The sequence below is a fragment of the Paenibacillus sp. 2TAB26 genome (genome assembly GCF_052115145.1).
Taxonomy (GTDB): domain Bacteria; phylum Bacillota; class Bacilli; order Paenibacillales; family Paenibacillaceae; genus Pristimantibacillus.
Genome location: NZ_JBFRGC010000028.1, coordinates 18,753 through 37,798, shown reverse-complemented (window position 1 = coordinate 37,798; position 19,046 = coordinate 18,753). Strand labels below are relative to the sequence as shown.

General features: G+C 46.2%; 15 protein-coding genes. 11 read left to right on the top strand and 4 right to left on the bottom strand.

Annotation, left to right across the window (positions count from 1 at the left end):
- The first annotated feature begins 1 nt into the window (after window position 1).
- Complete coding sequence (locus AB4Z50_RS27655) at window positions 2-664, top strand: metallophosphoesterase (RefSeq protein WP_441884337.1); 663 nt, start codon at window positions 2-4, stop codon at window positions 662-664.
- Window positions 665-728: 64 nt separating this feature from the next.
- On the opposite strand, the gene AB4Z50_RS27650 is transcribed toward AB4Z50_RS27655, so the two are convergent.
- The 3 genes from AB4Z50_RS27650 to AB4Z50_RS27640 form a co-directional block, all read right to left on the bottom strand.
- The gene (locus AB4Z50_RS27650; protein ID WP_441884335.1) at window positions 729-1,103 is read right to left on the bottom strand and encodes a DUF2500 domain-containing protein; all 375 of its coding nucleotides are present in this window, start codon (window positions 1,101-1,103) and stop codon (window positions 729-731) included.
- Between the two features lie 295 nt (window positions 1,104-1,398).
- Window positions 1,399-1,947 carry an RNA 2',3'-cyclic phosphodiesterase gene (gene thpR, locus AB4Z50_RS27645; RefSeq protein ID WP_441884332.1) on the bottom strand — a complete coding sequence of 183 codons (549 nt, stop codon included), beginning with the start codon at window positions 1,945-1,947 and terminating at the stop codon, window positions 1,399-1,401.
- 94 nt (window positions 1,948-2,041) lie between these two features.
- Window positions 2,042-3,826, bottom strand: a complete 1,785-nt coding sequence (locus AB4Z50_RS27640; protein ID WP_441884329.1) for an ABC transporter substrate-binding protein — start codon at window positions 3,824-3,826, stop codon at window positions 2,042-2,044.
- A gap of 127 nt (window positions 3,827-3,953) precedes the next feature.
- Here AB4Z50_RS27640 and AB4Z50_RS27635 point away from each other — a divergent pair, with 127 nt between their 5' ends.
- From AB4Z50_RS27635 to AB4Z50_RS27590, 10 genes are all read left to right on the top strand, one after another.
- Window positions 3,954-5,459 carry a DUF4153 domain-containing protein gene (locus AB4Z50_RS27635; protein ID WP_441884326.1) on the top strand — a complete coding sequence of 502 codons (1,506 nt, stop codon included), beginning with the start codon at window positions 3,954-3,956 and terminating at the stop codon, window positions 5,457-5,459.
- 24 nt (window positions 5,460-5,483) lie between these two features.
- Complete coding sequence (locus AB4Z50_RS27630) at window positions 5,484-6,446, top strand: alpha/beta fold hydrolase (protein WP_441884323.1); 963 nt, start codon at window positions 5,484-5,486, stop codon at window positions 6,444-6,446.
- 21 nt (window positions 6,447-6,467) lie between these two features.
- A complete protein-coding gene (locus AB4Z50_RS27625; protein ID WP_441884320.1) occupies window positions 6,468-7,328 on the top strand; it encodes a metallophosphoesterase in 861 nt (286 codons plus the stop codon).
- Between the two features lie 271 nt (window positions 7,329-7,599).
- Window positions 7,600-9,798 carry a 5'-nucleotidase C-terminal domain-containing protein gene (locus tag AB4Z50_RS27620; RefSeq protein WP_441884451.1) on the top strand — a complete coding sequence of 733 codons (2,199 nt, stop codon included), beginning with the start codon at window positions 7,600-7,602 and terminating at the stop codon, window positions 9,796-9,798.
- A 316-nt stretch (window positions 9,799-10,114) separates the two neighbouring features.
- A complete protein-coding gene (locus AB4Z50_RS27615) occupies window positions 10,115-11,269 on the top strand; it encodes a type III polyketide synthase (protein ID WP_441884448.1) in 1,155 nt (384 codons plus the stop codon).
- Window positions 11,262-11,996, top strand: coding sequence for a methyltransferase domain-containing protein (locus AB4Z50_RS27610; protein ID WP_441884317.1), 735 nt, complete (start codon window positions 11,262-11,264; stop codon window positions 11,994-11,996). The genes AB4Z50_RS27615 and AB4Z50_RS27610 overlap by 8 nt, the downstream gene beginning before the upstream one ends.
- A gap of 1 nt (window position 11,997) precedes the next feature.
- On the top strand, window positions 11,998-13,143 hold the full coding sequence (locus AB4Z50_RS27605) for an NAD(P)/FAD-dependent oxidoreductase (RefSeq protein ID WP_441884312.1): 1,146 nt from the start codon (window positions 11,998-12,000) through the stop codon (window positions 13,141-13,143).
- Window positions 13,144-13,197: 54 nt separating this feature from the next.
- Window positions 13,198-15,351 carry an MMPL family transporter gene (locus AB4Z50_RS27600; RefSeq protein WP_441884309.1) on the top strand — a complete coding sequence of 718 codons (2,154 nt, stop codon included), beginning with the start codon at window positions 13,198-13,200 and terminating at the stop codon, window positions 15,349-15,351.
- 147 nt (window positions 15,352-15,498) lie between these two features.
- Window positions 15,499-16,119 carry an FMN-binding negative transcriptional regulator gene (locus AB4Z50_RS27595; protein WP_441884306.1) on the top strand — a complete coding sequence of 207 codons (621 nt, stop codon included), beginning with the start codon at window positions 15,499-15,501 and terminating at the stop codon, window positions 16,117-16,119.
- A gap of 96 nt (window positions 16,120-16,215) precedes the next feature.
- Window positions 16,216-17,573 (top strand): IS3 family transposase gene (locus tag AB4Z50_RS27590; RefSeq protein WP_441884303.1). Its coding sequence is split into 2 segments (ribosomal slippage): window positions 16,216-16,669 and window positions 16,669-17,573, totalling 1,359 coding nucleotides; the frame shifts between segments, so codons are not numbered across the junction.
- A 90-nt stretch (window positions 17,574-17,663) separates the two neighbouring features.
- Here AB4Z50_RS27590 and AB4Z50_RS27585 read toward each other — a convergent pair.
- Window positions 17,664-18,728, bottom strand: coding sequence for a ParB/RepB/Spo0J family partition protein (locus tag AB4Z50_RS27585; RefSeq protein WP_441884300.1), 1,065 nt, complete (start codon window positions 18,726-18,728; stop codon window positions 17,664-17,666).
- Window positions 18,729-19,046: the final 318 nt, after the last annotated feature.

Sequence of the window (19,046 nt, the reverse complement as noted above, 5' to 3'; positions counted from 1 at the left end):
ATTGTATAATCCAACAAAAACAGACTCGCGTCTTTTAGCCATTGCAGATATACACGGTTATGAAGAAGAACTGCTGCTTTTGCTTCAAGAAGCAGCTTATAACCCGCACCATGATCGGCTTATTTTGCTGGGCGACTACATCGATGCCGATAGGCCCGCTACATGGGGCACGCTAGATACGATTCACCAGCTTATCAACGAAGGTGCACAGGCATTGCTCGGAAATCAGGAGCTGCGGCTTCTTGCATCCGCTGAGTCCAGCAGTGCGCTTCACCCGGAAACGAAAGAATGGCTGCACAAGCTTTCATTGTATGTAGTAGTCGGCCAGTATTTATTCGTTCATGCAGGCATTCGGCCAGGTGTCCCTCTGCATGAGCAAAAAAAGAAGGACCTAACGGAAATTCGCGACGAGTTTATTTATACGCCTTTACCTGATTCGGACGAGGCGCACGCGTACACCATTATTTTTGGCCATACGCCAACGTTCAAGCTGGATGCTTCTTCCCCTGGAGCCATATGGCAAGGAAATCGACGGCTCGCCATTGATACTGGGGCCAAGCATGGCTGTCGCTTAACACTGCTTGATGTCAGCAGCCAATTGAGCTATTCGTGCTCGACTGCGCCAGAGAGCCGCGGCGGCGATTTCAAATTGCTTAAGCTCTAACCCATTTAACTCACAAAAAAAGCGCTGCCCGTTTGCCTTTACGGGTTAAGCGCTTTTTCTTTTCTTAAATAGAGCTATTTATATTGCTATTTCGTTCAAAAGCAACGATCCAATCCCCTTGGACTGCCGCATAACCTGTGTCACCCTCAACAACCAAGCCGTACAAATTTTTGACGTCTACATATTCCTTGCGAGTGCCATTATCGAATTCAAGCGTGATGTAATAATACGTACGGGATGAATTGCTGCTATGCCCTACTCCGTCGTGGTTATGGTGATTCGTATGATGGCGAACGTCCATGCGCTTGGCTACAACGCGCGCGTAAGTCGTTTCTTTTGGCGCGGTCGAATTTTTGAAATATTTAACTATGCTAAAAATAATGCCGCCAATAACGAGCACGAATACGATCATTATAAATATAGGAACAATCGTAAACATGATTCCTCCGCCTGGAGGGCCGAATCCAAATCCATTCACAAACCATCACATCCAATCTTTTCTTTTCATGTCATTAATTTTACTATTAATACGTTCTTCCGACTAGTCTGATGCGGTATAGGCTGCAAAAGCTGAGGTTAATTAATAAAAAGGAAGGGAGTAACGAAGCGGATTGTTGGGGCTTAATAGAGTTAGGATATAGGCTCACGCAGAAAAGAGCGGCTGGACGCTGCGCACGTCGGATAGCTGGATAGCCGCTCAGCGGGATCATTTTTATTTTGACAGCAGTTAAGCCTCATTCCTGCTGATGTAACGGAAAACGATCGATGATCTCGTACATAGGGGACTCGTTCATATGGGTGAGCATGAGCACAAACTGATCGATTTCCCAGCTGAACGATGAGGCAATAGACGTCGCTGCTTCAATTGGCATTCGATTAGCGTCAGCGAATCCTTTGGCAAGCGTGATATGCGGCGCGTAGGGACGATCGTCTGGAATGAAGCCGACTGAACTCGTTGCCCGAATAATCTCCTCGTGAAGAGCGGACAGTTCTTTTAAGTTTCCGCTAACAGCACCCCATAGAACGCGTGGAGCAGCGGGCGGACCAAACGTTCCGATTCCGCTCCAAGTTAAGGAAAAAGCATTTGCTCTTACTTTTTTTAGAGCGGCTGCCAGCTCTTCAAGCTGAGCAGCCGAAGTGTCGCCTAAAAACTGAAGCGTAATATGGTAATCGCTCGGATGTGTCCATTTACGGAAAGGCAGCGTATGTTTATGATCTTCTGCCCAGCTTTCCAGCTCCTTGGACACAGATGGTGATACAGGTATAGCCACGAACAAGCGCATTATATTTTCCCTCCTAATCTCAGTATGCAGCCATAACACTCGGACCATTCATTCTGCACGTTGGATTTGGCCTTTTTTTCCATTTCAAATATCTTTAAGTAAACCAAATATCGCGGAAGCGTACCCAGCCCAGCGATTCCAATGAAATGCCGCGCACGGAAGGGTGGAACGCAGTTTTCAAATGTTTACGGTAGAGGAAAAACAAGCTGTGCCTGGCTTTGAGCTGAGCCTCGATGTCTATGAATATCGCTTCTCGGCGTGCTCGATCCGGCTCGCCCAATATCATCTGGATGCTGTGCTCCAGCATATCATGAACCTCGGGAAGCGCATGCTGCTGCATGCTTTTGTACAAATCAATTAGTCTCAGCTCGCGATGCTCGTCCAGCATGACAGCGAAAAGCAGCAGATCGGCGGACATGCGTGCTGTTCCTTTAAATTGCTCGGCAGGAATGAGATTAATTTGCAGTGGAATGCCTGATTTCGCATATACCTTTTGAATGATCTCTGCATCGGCTGCATATTGCGGAATCGTAGCTAGTACCAGCGGTTCTCCTTGGTAGCCGGAGCTGGCAAGCGCTTGCTTGATTACGCTCCAATCAATGGGGGCTGCATCCTGCGTTTGATCAATCTGGTTCAGCCAGAAGCTGTTAACTCCTTCAATGACATCTCCGGATAACAGCTGCAAAAGCTCTGTCCGCTCGATAGCGAGGTTAATTGCCGCTCGTATAGCGGGGTTTGCCAGCAAGCCGTGCTTTTGTTCATTAACTGTGATGAATTTACAGGTCATGCCGGACTGTCTAACCTGCTGCCATCGTTCAGCTGCCATATCCGTTAGTCTCGCGTTGTGCATGATTTGAAACGATTGCAGCTCAGCGTGGTTTTCGCGCGTTGCCTCTTCAGCAACGGTCCACACTTCTACACGGTCGAGGAATGCTCTCCCGCGGAAATAGGTAGCGAAAGCTTCCAATATCCAGACGCCTTGATCATTTCCGGTGAATCGAAACGGACCTGTACCAATCGGTTTGCTGCCAAATTGCTCTCCAGCTGCCGAACAAGCATCTTGAGGCACGATAGAGGCGCGATTAGTTGTCAAAAAAGAGAGAAAAGCTTCATTGCGCTCGGATAGTTGAATGCGAATGGTTGTGTCATCCGGTGTATCCATAGAAATGATGTTGGTGTAAGCCCAGCTGTAGAGCCCTTGCGGTGCAAGGCGTTTAAGCCGTTCAAGCGAATACTTGACGTCTGATGAATCCAGCTCACGGCCATGGTGGAACAGAACACCCTTGCGCAAATAGAAAGTCCAGCGCGTACGCGATTCATCCACCTCCCACGCATGGGCAAGCTGCGGCAAAATCTGCTCGCCCCTCGGATCGATGCGAACGAGCCCGTCAAATATTTGATTAACGAGGTGGGACTCGCCCGTGTAATGGATAGCTGCCGGATCTAGCGAATAGATCGTCTGCGGAAGCGGGAAGCGCAAAATATCAGTGCGCCGCTTGCCCTGCACCTCCGAATGAAATCCGAATTGACCAGAGAGCCATTCCTGAAATTGGTCGCGCAGCAAAGGCGCTTCTTCGATTTGCTGGAGAAGCTCAAGCGCCGAATGCAAATCCTGCTTTTGCATCATTTCTTGCGCTTCCTCCAGCGCGACTTGTTCCTTGCTGACGAGGAAGGAGAGGGCAGAGCGATTGCCGCGTCCCCGCTTTGGCTCCCACACTAACCACTCTTCCTGCTGCATACGTTTCAATAAAAGTACCATATTCCGATGTGTGCAATCGAGCAAATTTGCGAGCTCCTGTGTTGTAACCTCGAAGGGAATATTCTCTTGAATACTCGGATATGAGCGCCTAAGCGCGAGATAATGCCTGCGGATTTTCATGCAAATTACTCCTAACTCGAAAATATGAAATTTTCCAATTATAACTTACACTTTTTGTTCTTGTTTTCTAGGYTACAATAAAAGGAGTAAATTAACAAATCCAGTTTAAAGATGGAGTGAGTGAAAAATGAGAGATCCAGCACCATGGCAAAAAAGGTATGAGAAAATGCTTATTCTTGCCCTTCTGTTTGGTCTAGTCAGTCAATATTTGTTCGTAGGAGCTGCCGCAGGCATTTCGGTTATCGTGTTCATTGCCAGCTTTTATGGGTTGTTTTTTTATTCCATAAAGGGGAGGATGGGGGGCTTTGAGAAATGGGAAGGTCAAGCACGATCTGGCTGGCTGCTGCTCATTCCAATCTTTTTACTAACGCTGACGTATGCACTATATGATAACGGTCTGTTCCGTCAGCTGAATATGTTTGCATTATTTGCATTGATCATTTCTCAGACGGTGCTTATGACGAGCAGTAGTGTGAAGCCATGGTACCGAGGCGTATTTTATACAGAGCTATTATTTCTGGCTTTAATTAAGCCGTTTGCTTTTATAGGCGTACCGTTTAACCTAGTTAATGATCGTTTGAGAGGAAAAGAGAAAGGTGAGAACTCGGCGAGAAGCAAGTTTGGCAAAATATCGCTAGGACTGCTCCTGTCCGCACCTATCCTTATTGTCGTTATTGCGCTGCTTGCTTCAGCGGATGAAATTTTCCTATCTTGGCTGCTTGAGATTCCGGGCGCCATGGATCGTTTCTCTTTAGGGGAGAGCATCTGGCGCATAATCGTAGCAGCAGTATTCGCCTTTTATGCTTTTTGCTACATATGGGGATTGCTCTTTAATAAGGCAACAGATACAACAAAAAACTCACCGACAGACACGCCGGCTGCTGCGATACAGCCAAACGGACGTATCGAATTTGATCCCATCACTGCTGGGACGCTGCTTGTCAGTATTAATATCGTTTACGTGCTGTTTGTTATCATTCAGTTCTCCTATTTGTTCGGAGCGGCAAACGGTCTGCTGCCTGAGGGAGCTGCGTATGCCGAATATGCACGCAGAGGTTTTGCGGAATTAATTATGGTTGCACTCATTAACGTTTGCTTGCTTATGTGCGGTTTGCATCTTATTCGGCGCACTAGCGCAGCAGCGGAGTGGATTCGCAAGCTGTCTCTTACCGTGTTGATAGGCTGTACAATCATTATGCTTATTTCCGCTTACAGCAGGCTCTCTTTGTACGAGGAGGCTTACGGCTTCACACAGACAAGACTACTCGTTCATGGCTTTATGATTTATCTGGGCTTTTTGCTCGTCATTGCATTACTGCGTATATGGAAAGAGCATTTCTCGATGGGCAAGGTCTATATATGCATATCTATTATTGCATTTGTTGTGATGAACTATATCAACATAGATGCGCGGATTGCTGAGAACAATGGTGATCGCTACGAACGAACAGGTAAGATTGATATCGCTTATCTCGGCACGCTGTCCACAGATGCGGCGCCGGCGCTGCTAAAGCTGCAAGCGAAGCATCCGGAGTTGAAGGGGCTGAACGGAGTAATAAATAAGCTTCAGGATAAGGCCCATAAGCATAACAAGTGGCAATCTTGGAATCTATCGAAGCAACGGGCTAAATAATTGGAGAAAGGCAAGGTCGTTTGTATGATGAAAATATCCCTTTTTGATCGTAGTATTCGACTTATCCTCTCACTTGTCGGATTTCCACTGTTAATCGTACAGTATTTGATAACGGTCTATGAGCAAAAAAAACTTAAACCTACGGGCTGGCATGCCGACATCGGCTCACGCAAGCTGCATGTTACCGTGACGGGTCATGGTTCGCCAACAATTATTTTAGAAGCGGGGATGGGCGGTTGCTCGCTGGATTGGGCACTCGTTGCTCCGGCGCTTTCGACGAAGGCGAACGTGATTACTTATGATCGCGCAGGGTTTGGCTGGAGTGAGGCGGTGCTTGATCTGCCTACTTGCAGCGCTTATGTTGATGATTTGCGTTCACTGCTGAGAACGCTTGGCGCAGCTCCACCCTATCTGCTAGTTGGCCATTCCTACGGCGGGATGATTATGAGGCTGTTCGCCTCGCGTTATCCTGAGGAAGTATGCGGCCTTGTTCTTGTTGATGCGACGCACGAGAGCCGCTATCTGCCGGAGCAAACAACCGCTGGCCGGCAAAAACAGCTGTTTAGCCACCGTTCTCAATATAGACTAGGCTATATGCTGGCGCCGCTTGGCATACCGAGATGGTTAAAGCAGCATATCGGCTCTAAGCGTTTGCCGGAAGAATGGCTGGCGCCAGTACGCGCATTAGGCTACAAGGTAAGTGCGTATAGGGCTGTCTATGCTGAGCTGCTTAGCACGATGGAAAGCAGCCTACAATTAAAAGCTGCCAAGCCGCTTAAGCAGGATTTGCCTGTTATCGTATTAAGCGCAGGGAAGCAGAATGAGGAATGGCAGCAGGGGCAGCGGAAGCTTACAAATTTGACCAAGCGCACGAATCAGATTATAGTCGAGGATAGCTGGCACTCTATTCATATTCATAGACCAGATGCTGTCATTCACGCTGTTAATCGTTTATTAGATGAAATAGATTTGTCTAGTTATCGCTAAAATGTAAGGAGTTTTGCAGTAATGCGCATGACCAAAAAACGTTTGTTGTGGATATTACCATTAGCAATTCTTGTAGTAGCCRCTTTTCTTTATTACGAAAATAATGCGATCGGAATAACAAAATATGAAATCAGCTCAGCGAAGCTACCTGAAGGAGTCAGCTCTTATCGTATCGTTCACTTAACAGATCTTCACAGCAAGTCCTTCGGCAAGGAGCAAAGCACAATTACGAGCAAGGTAAAACAGCTGAAACCGGACCTCATTGTAATGACAGGCGACTTGGTTGATAGCAGAAGATACAATGCAGAAACTAGCCTTACCTTGATGCGCAAAATGACGGAACTGGCTCCTGTCTACTATGTGACCGGAAACCATGAATATGGCCCGAGGTTAACCACATTACAGAAGGCGTTGAAAGAGCTGGGCGTCCATGTGATGCGCAACAAAAGCGAGATGATAAAGCTGGGTAATGGCGAGATTCGAATGGCTGGCGTGGATGATCCGGTTTTTAATTTAAAGGCTGATGGCGATGTTGCGAAGCTGAATGAAAATATGGCGACGGCTATGCAAGCAACCGAATCGGAAAACAACTCCGACACGCTCACCATCCTTTTATCGCATCGCCCGGAACTTTTTTCGGTCTACACGCAACACAAAATCGATTTAACCTTCTCCGGCCATGCCCATGGCGGACAGGTGCGGTTGCCTTTTTTGGGTGGGCTCGTAGCCCCGGGGCAAGGTTTCTTGCCAAAGTATGACGGAGGCAAATACGTGGAAGGCGGCACAACGATGATCGTCAGCCGCGGACTCGGCAATAGCATTTTTCCGCAAAGAATATTTAATCGTCCAGAGGTTGTACTGGTTGAGCTTACGCGTCCGTAATGCTTAGCAAGCACGAAATTATTTAGAAAAGCTCTCTTTCTAATAGCAAAAGAATCCAATGGCAGCACAGCAAAGCAGCAGCGAAATGAGTTCGATTCCTCTTCGAACTTGTTTCGCTGTTGCCGCTTTTGCAATAAATAAGTTCGTTTCGGCTATGTCCAAAATACTAGCTATACTATAGAATGAAAACGTTCCTACTAGTCATCCAAACCACCAAAGGAGAGTCATAATGAAGATGAAGAAAAAAGTAAGTTTAGTGATTGCTGCTCTCATGTTGTTTGGAAGCGTTATCAATTTTGTTCCGAGTTCGGTAAAAGCAGCTGAATCGGCAAGCACGGATACCCAGATTTCCATCCTAGGTACTTCGGATATTCACGGACGGTTTATGCCATGGGATTATGCTCTTGACGGTCCCAATCCCACGGGGAGTTTAACGCAGTTATTTACAATAATCAAAAAAGTTCGAGAAGAGAACCCGAATACGGTTTTACTGGATGCAGGGGATATGATTCAGGGCAATTCGGCTGAATTATTTAATGATCAACCGAAGTCTCCGATGATGGTAGCCATGAATGAAATGAACTTTGATGCATGGGTAATGGGCAATCATGAGTTCAACTTCGGGCTCGATGTGTTCAATAAGATTACCACTCAGTATAAAGGTCAAAGGCTGGGCGGGAACATCTATAAGGACAATGGTGATCGATTCTTGCCTGCGTATACCATTATCGAAAAAGCTGGTATAAAAATTGGAGTTATTGGAATGGATACGCCAATGACGACTGAGTTTGAAAAAGGAACGGATCATCTAGACGGGATTGTATTCAAAAATCCTGTTGATGAAACGAAAAAAGCAATCAAGGAATTAGAAGGTAAAGTAGATGTAATGGTTGGTCTTATGCATATGGGGCTGGAGAACGAAAATGGTGTACCAGGTACTGGCGTAGCTGATATTGCCAATGCCAACCCGGAGCTGGCTGCTATTTTTGCAGGTCACATGCACAAGCTTATTAAAGAGGATACGGTGAATGGCGTTTTAATTGTTGAACCGGATAAATACGGAACGCATGTTTCTCGTATCGACCTTACGTTCACGAAGCAAGGTGATAAGGTAGTTCTTAAAGATAAGAAAGCTGCTGCATTGCCTGTTAAAGCGGCTGATGGAACGACTGAAGTATCGGATCCTGCATTGGAATCCACGCTGCAGCCGTATCATGATTTTGCTAGGGCAGATGCGAATATCGAAGTAGCACAGCTTAAAGGAATGAATCTTGTAGCTAAAAATGAGATTAATGATATTCCGACTGTACAAATTCAGGAAACACCGTTATCAGACTTCTTTAACGAGGTTATGTTGTATTACAGCAAGGCAGATGTCGTTGCTCATCAGATTGATAACGATAAGGCGCGGCTGGATGTAGGCCCTATTAAGAAAAAAGATATTGCCTATAACTATCAGTTTGCTCTAGGAGAAATTACCGTTTACCAAGTAACGGGCAAAGATTTGAAAGATTACATGGAATGGGCAGCAGGTTATTTTAACTCAACACGACCTGGTGATGTAACGGTTAGCTTTGATAAGACACGCCGCGCTTCCAAATATAGCACAAACGATTTTTTTGGCGGCGTCAAATATGAAATTGATCTAACGAAGCCTGCTGGCAGTAGAATCACGAACTTACGTAAAATGGATGGCAGCAGCATCAAATCGGACGATGTGATCAAACTCGGTATGAACGCATATCGGATGGATGCACTTAAAGCCAAAGGAGGAGCACTTGAAGGACGCAACTTTGAGCAGCTTTGGTCTTCGAAGGATGCAAGCACATTTGGCGAAATGGACGGAACCATTCGTAATCGTGCCATTGCGTACCTAAAAGACGTGAAAAAAGGTGTATACGAGCCTAAAATTCAAAGCAATTGGAAAATTACAGGTGTAGATACGAAATCTCCTGAACGCGCAGATGTAGTTGAGCTTATTAATACCGGTATATTGGAGATTCCGAAAACGGAGGATGGCAAATATACCAATGTAGCCTCAATTAACATTTTGGATGCGGTCACTGAAAATGAAATAGCTGAGTTGTCTAACAAAGCAAAGGTGGAGCAAAGTCTATTTGCCGGCGTGAAGACAAAAGGTGAGTTCTACCATAAACTGAATGCGGCGATTAAGGCAGCAGTGACTACCCCAGAGGTAACTACTCCGGAAGTAATCATTCCAAAGGAACCAGTTAAGCCTAATCCTAAACCTGATCCTAAACCAACAGTAAAGCCGGACGTTAAGAAGCAAGCAAAGGTTACAGCATACTTCTTGAATGTTCGTGCTGAAGCTTCTTCGAAGGCAAAGATTTATACGGCTGTACCAAAAGGTACTGTTCTTGAAGTGTTAGGAACGGAGCACGGCTGGGTGAAGGTTTCGTATAAAGGGAAAATAGCATATGTGTATGGTAAATATGTAGATATGATTTAATTTTTTATTTTAGCTTAGTGCCCAGTCTTTGTAGACTGGGCACTTTTTGGGTAAATACTATTTTCCAAAATAGACAAAAAGAGACCCACAGCATTCGGTGCTGTGGGTCTTCATTATATATATTACAAAAGGGGGTTGTTTTCATTATAGTAGGCTTTCATTAAAACGAGATGAAAATTATATTTCAAGTTTATTACAAATGATTGGAAAACGATGTAATACTCACTTGCATAACGAGGAGAAGCAATGAATAGACTTGTTAAAAGCAGAAAACTTGTCCGATTATGCTTGTCTGGAGAGGGTGGGAAATTACGATATGAAGCATTCACAATCGAGTATTGCGATATTAGGGATAGGTACGGCGGTTCCGCCTCATCTTGTTGATCAAGCGGATACAGCGCGAAGGTTAGTCGATGCATTAAGCGATAAGCCGGATTCCGCCCGTTGGGGAAGAAGGATTTTTAAGCAATGCGGCGTGCAAAGCCGGTATACTTGTGAACCGAATCTGCTCGCGGAAGCAGCCGAATGCCGCTACCTGCCGAGCGCTTCACCGGAGACCGCACCTTCGACAGCGGAACGTATGGGGATATATAAGCGGGAATCCGTTCCACTTGGGCTTCATGCAGCGAGACAAGCTTTGGCAGATGGAGAGGTTGATGCGGCTGAGATTACACATCTCATTACGGTCAGCTGTACCGGACAATTTTTGCCCGGAATGGATGCAGCGATCATACATCAATTAGGACTTGCCCCCACGATAACCCGTATCCCGCTTAATTTTCTCGGCTGTGCTGCGGGGCTTAAAGCCATTGGCCTGTCACGACAAATCGTATCGAATGACAGTAACGCCAATGTACTTGTTGTATGCGTCGAGTTATGCACGCTTCATATTCAGCCATCTGGCGATAAGGAATCGTTATTTGCCGCTTCATTTTTCGGGGACGGAGCTTCAGCCTGTGTCATTGGTGCGGGCAAGCCGCATCACAGGCCTATTTTTAAGCTAGGCGAAGAACGTTCGGTTCTGCTGCCTGAATGCGCAGAGGAAATGGTGTGGGAGGTTGGCAACCACGGCTTTGACCTATACCTTTCCCCGCATATTCCGAAGCTGATCGGCGAGTTTATACCTGCGGAAGTAAAGCAATTATGCGGGGATGAAGCGCTGGATCTATGGGCAATCCACCCAGGCGGCAAAGGTATTATCGATATTTTGCAAAATAAGTTCGAGCTTACGGATGTGCAAACCTCGCATAGCTTAGGCGTGCTGCGCGATTATGGCAATGTCTCCTCTGCTACGATTTTGTTCGTGCTGAATGCCATGAGATCGCATCTTCAAGAAACAGGCTCGGAGCGAGTAGGCGGCATTGCACTCGCATTTGGTCCAGGCTTAACCGCTGAGATGATTAAAATTGCTTATGTTCCCGCTGTACTAACGGGGGATCAAGAGCAAATGGCGGACGAGGCTTATGTCTAGAAGCTTGCGTCATCGGGCTGTAGCTGCCGAGCTTATGGATGATTTTTCAATTGGCGGGGCTGAGCTGCACGAGGCTTTGCGCCAGCTTCGTCAACTGAACCGTATTTTTGTTGCAGCCGCACCGACGATTTACGGCGTCGAACGACTTTGGGAGCAAGCGAATAAGCCGAGAAGCCTGACCATTCTTGATGTTGGAGCGGGCTCAGGCGATGTGAACCATGAGCTGCTGAAGTGGGCTGATGGACGGGGAATTGACCTTTCTATTCAACTCGTGGATATAACGGAAGAGGCTTGCCAGGAAGCTAGGCTGGTTTTTCAGAAGGAGCCAAGAGTCCAGATTAAGCAAGGCGATTTGTTTGATCTGGATGATGGCAGTGCGGATATCGTAACGGGGACGCAGTTTTTGCATCATTTCTCAGAAGAGGAGCTGCCGCATGCAGCTGCAAGTATGCTCAAGGCAGCACGGCTTGGCGTGGTTGTCAATGACATCCACCGTCACTGGATCGCATGGGCTGCGGTATGGCTGACGACTCGGATCATTTCCACTAATCGATACATTTTGCATGACGGTCCATTATCGGTTGCCAAGGGTTTTCGCGCAAAAGATTGGAAGCTTCTTGGCCAAAAACTGAGCAACGGTTCTATCAGCTACAGCTGGAGACCTTTGTTCCGATATGCGGTCGTTATTAGCAAGTCACATAACAGTCCATTTGACGGAGCTGAGTAAAATGACGCGTATACTGGATGCAGCTGTGCTCGGAGCGGGCATAGCTGGGAGCAGCTTAGCCAAAGCGCTTGCCGATAAGGGCTGGGAGACGCTGCTGCTCGATCGTCAATCATTTCCGCGCCATAAGGTGTGTGGAGAGTTTCTATCTCCCGAAGCGCAAGGAACACTACAGGTGCTTGGTTTAAGCGAGTCTATTAAAGCGCTGGGACCAAGCCTGATAGAGCGGATACGTTTAATTTTCGAAAATGGCGCTGAGATCAATATTCCGCTTTCAAGTGCGGCATGGGGTCTCAGTCGATATTCGCTTGATGCCGCGCTCCATCAAGCGGCGCAGCAAGCGGGCGCAAAATTGCAAACGGGAACGACAGTGACGGCAGTGAAGCCTACTGATTTTGGTTATTCCATTGAAACAAAACAAAACGGTAAATTCAGCTCAGTTGAGGCTCGTACTGTCATCGCCGCTTGGGGAGCAAATAAGCATGCAGGATTACCGGGCTACAAGCAACATCAGACGGCGAAGCCCTCGTACATGGGCGTGAAATCCCATTTTCGCGGCATAGCTATGGAGCCGGTTGTTGAGCTGTATTTCTTCCGCGGCGGTTACTTAGGATTATGCCCGGTAGAAGACGGGCTTGTGAATGCTTCGGCTCTGCTCGCTCGCGATAGCTTTGCAGATGCAGGAAAGACGATACTGGGGATCATGAACGCCGCTGCTAGGCGAAATCCGAGGCTGCATGAGAAGCTCGCGCTTGGGGAGCCTGTTCAAGGAACGCAGGCGGCAGTAGCGCCTGTTCATTTGAACCATAAGCCGCTCGCGTGGGATCAGCTTCCGCTTCTTGGCGACGCAGGTGCGATGATTCCGCCGCTTTGTGGAGATGGAATGTCCATGGCACTTCGCTCAGCTGCTCTATGTGCTCCGCTTGTTGACAGCTATTTAAATGGAAGTCTTACTATGGCTGATTGGAAGCATGCGTATACGAGGGCAATTAAACGTGAATTTGAGGGGCCGCTGCGATGGGGAAGCTTCCTGCAATGGTTATTTCATATGCCGACCGTGTCTAGTTGGCTGCCAAACGCCGCGCGAATAGCCCCTCCACTTGCACAGGGGCTCGTCCGGGCGACGAGATTAAAGCCATTCCGGATGTAAAGGCGAAGCCAATGAGCAGCGTGCGGATGTGACTGACTTTGGAGGTGCATATTCATGGGGATGAACGGCCTAGCACTTCTATCCTTTCGCTTTCCGCGAGTGTGTATTTTCTTATGGTCAATTGCACTTATCTTAGTTGGCAGTCATGCGCTTAGGCTGGATTCCGTCGTACAAGACCATGGCTTGTATCCGCAAAAGGGAAGTTATGCAAAGGTGCAGCAGGTGCTCGCATCCGATTTTAATCTGTCAGAAGCACCGGTCATGCTGCTATTCGAGAAAACGGACAACTTATCGAAGTCGCGATTTCATGCTTTTATTGAACAGACGCTTCGGCAGGTGAGCGGGACTCAGGGTCTGACTAATATTATTTCTCCGCTTGAGCGGCAGGAACTGCAGAAAGGGAACTACGCGTACGCAATGCTTTCATTCGACGCTCCACCTTATCGGATGGAGGATACGCTAAAGCAGTTAAATCAACTTTTGCCCGCCTACAGCGGAATTTCGATAAAAGTGACAGGCAAATCAGTTATTCAAGGTGATGTAAATGAGGCTAGTCATGCGGATTTAGCAAAAGCAGAGATGATCGGTATACCGCTTGCTTTTCTGATCTTGTGGCTTGTTTTCCGTAAAATCATTATTGCGCTGCTCCCCATCGTTATTGGTATAACGGGAGTGACGATTGCTATGGGAATTGTATATGGAATAGGCACCCAATTGCCGCTGTCCAATTTTGTTCTGAATGTGATTCCGATGGTGGGACTTGCCCTAAGCATCGACTTTGCACTTATGCTCGTTAGTCGATTTCGCGAGGAACTCGGAGGGCATAAGCAGCCTATCCAGGCGCTTGCTGCAACGATGAAGACAGCTGGCAGAGCTGTTTTTGTATCGGCAGCTTGTGTCTTCTTGGGTTTGCTGAGCTTTATCTGGATTCCGCTGCCCATGTTCTCGTCCATTGCGCTCGGAGCGATGACAGTAGTAGCCGTATCGCTGCTGCTCGCGTTTACGCTGCTGCCTGCACTGTTTGCGATTTGCTTGCCTTCCATGCAAACGAAAAAAACACGCCCGATTGGTACCAGTCGTTCATCCGTATGGGATGGGCTTGCTCATTTGGTAATGAAACGGCCCATGGTGATGGGGATGCTGGCAGGGGGCGTGCTTATCCTATGTTTGTTGCCCCTTAGTAGAATGGAGACTGCTGTTCCAGATGAGGCTTCATTGCCTCAAAACTATGAATCTCGTTTGGCCGCTGAGACCTCAGAGGCTGTTTTTGAGCTGCCCTCCACATCAAAGGTATGGGTTATTGCTCGCGGGGATAGCTTGTTTCTGGAGCAAGCGGATTGGATGAATGCCTTTGAGCTGACGAAGCGCTTGGAGCAAGACCCGAGCGTCTTGAGGGTGGACTCGGTATTCTCTAGGCTTAATTTGTCACCCGAGTATTTGACAACAATCATGCAGCGGCCACTGCAAAATAAGAAATTCCAGCCGGCGCTCCAGCCATTTCTGAAAAATAATCAAATGCTGCTGCAAGTGACGATTGCGGGCGAACCATCCTCTCGCGAGACGATGAATTGGCTGAGGGAGTGGGAGCGAAGAGGGGAATCATCAAAAATATTCTTCTCGCTTGGTGGAGAGGCCAAGTATGAGCAGGAAGTATTCGATCATGTTTTTGGAAGCTTAGCTTATGTGCTGCTCTTTCTATTCGTTACGAATTTCATCGTGCTTTTTGTTGCCTTTCGTTCCGTCCTCATTGCTCTCAAAACTATCCTCCTCAATCTTCTGAGTATAGGAGCATCCTTTGGTATTCTGACATGGATCTTCATGGATGGCCGATTGGGGATTGAGCCGAGCAGCATTGCCATTATGATTCCGGTATTTATTTTTGGATTAGTATTTGGAATTAGTATGGATTACGGCGTTTTTCTCATCTCGCGCATAAGCGAGGAATTTCATCATACGCGCAGCAATAAGCAGGCTGTACGAAAGGGGCTTTCCTCCGTCAGTCATGTGATAACCGCGGCTGCAGCTATCATGATCGTCGTCACCGCACCCTTTGCATTTGGCGAAGTAGTAGGCGTAAAGCAGCTCGGCATCGGCATTGCGACGGCCATATTTATTGATGCAACAATTGTTAGAATGGTGCTGGCACCTTCCTTAATGCTCATGCTTGGAAAATGGAACTGGTGGGCTCCGAGCTGGTTGAAGCAATAGAAATCGTATGCGTATTGCGGCTGCTTCGGCAGTCGTTTTTCATTTGCCTATTTGAGGACAAGCATAATTGCGCCTTATTTTTATTTCTTATAGCGGGAATTGATTTGTGCTATAGTTTGAATAATCATAAAGCAGAGGAGACATTTCATGTATATACCTCAATCGTTTGAAGTGACGGATAAAGAGACACTATACGCTCTGATGGAGCAGAACAGCTTTGCTGTTTTATTTTCACAACATGAAGGTAAGCCTTGTGCAACGCATCTCCCCTTGCTGTTAGATGAAAGCGAAGGTTATTTGTATGGTCATATGGCAAAAGCAAATCCGCATTGGGCAAGCTTAAAAGGGGAAGTACTCGTTGTTTTCGCTGGAGCTCATTCGTACATTTCATCCTCTTGGTACGAAACGCCAAATTCCGTGCCGACGTGGAATTATACCGCTGTTCATGTGTATGGTCATGTCGAGCTCATTGAAGATCATGCGGAGCTGCTCAAAATCGTAGATCAATCGGTTAGCCATTATGAATCAAGCATGCCAAATCCGTGGAGCATGAGTCAAGCTGACCCAACGTACATTAACAACTTGTCCAAAGGCATTGTTGGATTTAAAATTCATATTTCAAAAATAGAAGGCAAATGGAAGCTGAGCCAAAATCATTCCAAAGAAAGACAAGAACGAGTCATCGATGCGCTGGAATTACAGAAGGATGTTCAATCGAGGCAGATTGCAAAGCTGATGAAGGATAATGTGAAGAGATCATCTTTGTAGCGCATGAAAAAATAAAAAAGACAATGAAAAAACCAGACGAACTGAACTGCACCCCCATTGTTAGACACCATCTAACATTGGAGGTGCAGTTTTTCTATGAAAAAATTCAGTCCAGATACAAAAATACAAGCAGTCACGCGTTATTTAAATGGAGTGGAAAGCCTTAATACGGTTGCGAAATTATATCGTATTCATCAATCTATATTCATAAATTGGGTTAGGCAATATGAGTATCATGGTGAAAAAGCTTTTAATAAAGGCTATACATCATATTCCACGCAGGATAAACTAGACGTACTTAATCATATGAACGAACATGGGACGTCTGTTAGAGAAACGGCTGCGGTATTTAATATTTCGAGCCATAGTACCATTTTAAGCTGGCAAAGAAGCTTAGAATCACATGGAATAGACGCCCTACAATCAAAGAAAAAGGGGCGTCCTTCCATGAATAAGGATTCAAAAGAACAGAAGAATCAAATGTTAGTAGAAGGGTCTGTAGAGGCTTTAAAAGCTGAGGTAGACCGTTTGCGTATGGAGAATGCTTATTTAAAAAAGTTGAATGCCTTAGTTCAAAACAAGGAAAAATCACCAAACAAGACAAAGCGCAAGTAGTCTATGAACTAAGGAATGATTTCTCGGTGAAAGCACTCCTACAGCTAGCAGGTATCCCTCGTAGCACCTATTATTACGTGGTAAAAACGTTCGGTAAGCCAGACAAAGATGCCGAGTTAAAAGACTTGATTCAAGCCATTTACAAGGAGCACCAGGGACGCTACGGCTACCGTCGAATTCGAGATGAGTTAGTGAATCGCGAACATCTAGTGAATCATAAGAAAGTTCAACGTTTGATGGATGTATTGGGATTAAAGAGTCTTGTACGTATGAAAAAATATCGTTCGTATAAAGGCATGATTGGTAAGATTGCACCTAACATTTTAGAACGTGACTTTCACTCTGAAAAACCGAATGAAAAGTGGGTCACGGATATAACAGAGTTTAAGCTATTTGGAGAAAAACTATATTTATCTCCCATGCTCGATCTATTTAACGGGGAAATTATTACGTATACGATCGGTTCAAGACCGGTCTATTCCCTTGTGTCCACGATGTTAGATCAAGCATTTAAGCGATTAAAAAATGAAGATAAACTCCTGATTCATTCTGACCAAGGCTGGCATTATCAAATGAAACCGTATCGGCATGCTCTTGGAGAACGTGGTATCAAGCAAAGCATGTCCCGCAAAGGCAACTGCTACGATAACGCCGTCATCGAGAGCTTTTTTGGCACAATGAAATCTGAATTTCTTTATTTAAATGAATTTGAAAGTATTGAACATTTTAAGCATGAGCTATCAAAATATATCGATTATTACAATCACAAGCGTATTAGGACAAAATTAAAAGGAATGAGTCCGGTACTGTACCGGACTCATTCCCAGAATATCGCCTAATAAAATAACCTGTCTATCTTTTTGGGGTCACTTCAAACACGCTTGTAGTGTTTGTCTGGTTCTTTGATGTACATAGGATGCGTAGGTTGTTTAATCCGCTGTGGCAACAGCCTGCAACTTGGCGCTTGCAAGCTCACGGACGGCTTTCCATTCTGCCAAATGTTTTTCTAATTGGTCGATCAGCACGCTGACTCCTTGAATGAAATCAACTTGCCCGCTCGCTCGAATCGCTTCAATGGATTGAAGGATATCCGAAGACAAAGTCAGGTGAGAAGGAAGGGCTGCAGTCAGCTCATGAAGAGCAAGCTCAATGGACGCAGACGAAGCTGGTAGTTGGCTAGTCTTGGGAGCTGGTTCAGAATCAGCTTGATCTTGTTTGCTTTGCTTCTCTACTTTTGAAACAGCTGCTTTGGGCTCGGCAACAGGTGCAGGCTTGGCGCGCTCCGCTTTGTTCTGCTCATGAGTTGACCAGGTTTCGATGAGTCCAGCGCCTGATTTAAATAGCAGCTTGTCCTTCGTGCTGTCAGAGATCGTTTTATCTTTAAACAGCTTGGCGATTTTTTTTACGTCGCTTACTGGCAGTTCATCTCTTGCTGCAATCAGCGCTAGTGGATCGCGGTGCTCGATCGGCAGATCCTTTAGGGGGAGCAGTTGATCCTCGGTCAGCTTATCCTTCCTAATCTCAGTGCCGCCAACGATCAGCTTCTTTACGGCATTGCCAAACTTCAGCAGCTCACATTTGTTTTTGATATACGATTCAGGCTTGCCCAGCTTGCCGGACAAAAATTTGGTGGAGCTCTTAAACTTTGAATCGTTCAACAGCTTATTGAACGCCTCGGCCTCTTCAATCGGAGAGAAGCCTTCGCGCGTCAAATTTTCCGCTATTTGCTCCAAATATATTTCCATCTCGTCCGTTACGGTTGAGACGATACAAGGAATCGTTGGCCGTCCGAGCATTTTGCTCGCCTTATAGCGGCGGTTCCCATAAATGATTTTATAACGTCCGTTGCTTGTTGTTCTTACTTTAATCGGTGAGAGCAGGCCTATTTCTTCTATGCTTCTCATTAATTCTTGCAGCGCTTCTTCGTCAAACTGGTACCTCGGCTGATCGGTATCCTCATCAATTAAATCAGTAACAATTTCAATGATATCCATAGGTCTCTCCTTAATTTTTTGTTTACTAGAACGCATGGCGTCATTTGTTCTTCGTTCGTCTGTTATGTAAAAGTATTGAGCGTCCGATTATGATAATGGCTTCCTCTATTATATCGGATCTTTTGTTAGGAATGGTTGCAAGATAACATTTTCAATGAAATGATGCTGGTTCTTCCGAGAGAAGTCTCATCAATTTGGACAAACAAGTGTTCTGATTAATTATAGCAGATGGCACGAATTAGCGACACTAGCTTGGCAGAGGGTACCGATATGGAGGGGGAGAATGGACAAAAAAAGCCAAACCCCGTGAACGAGGCT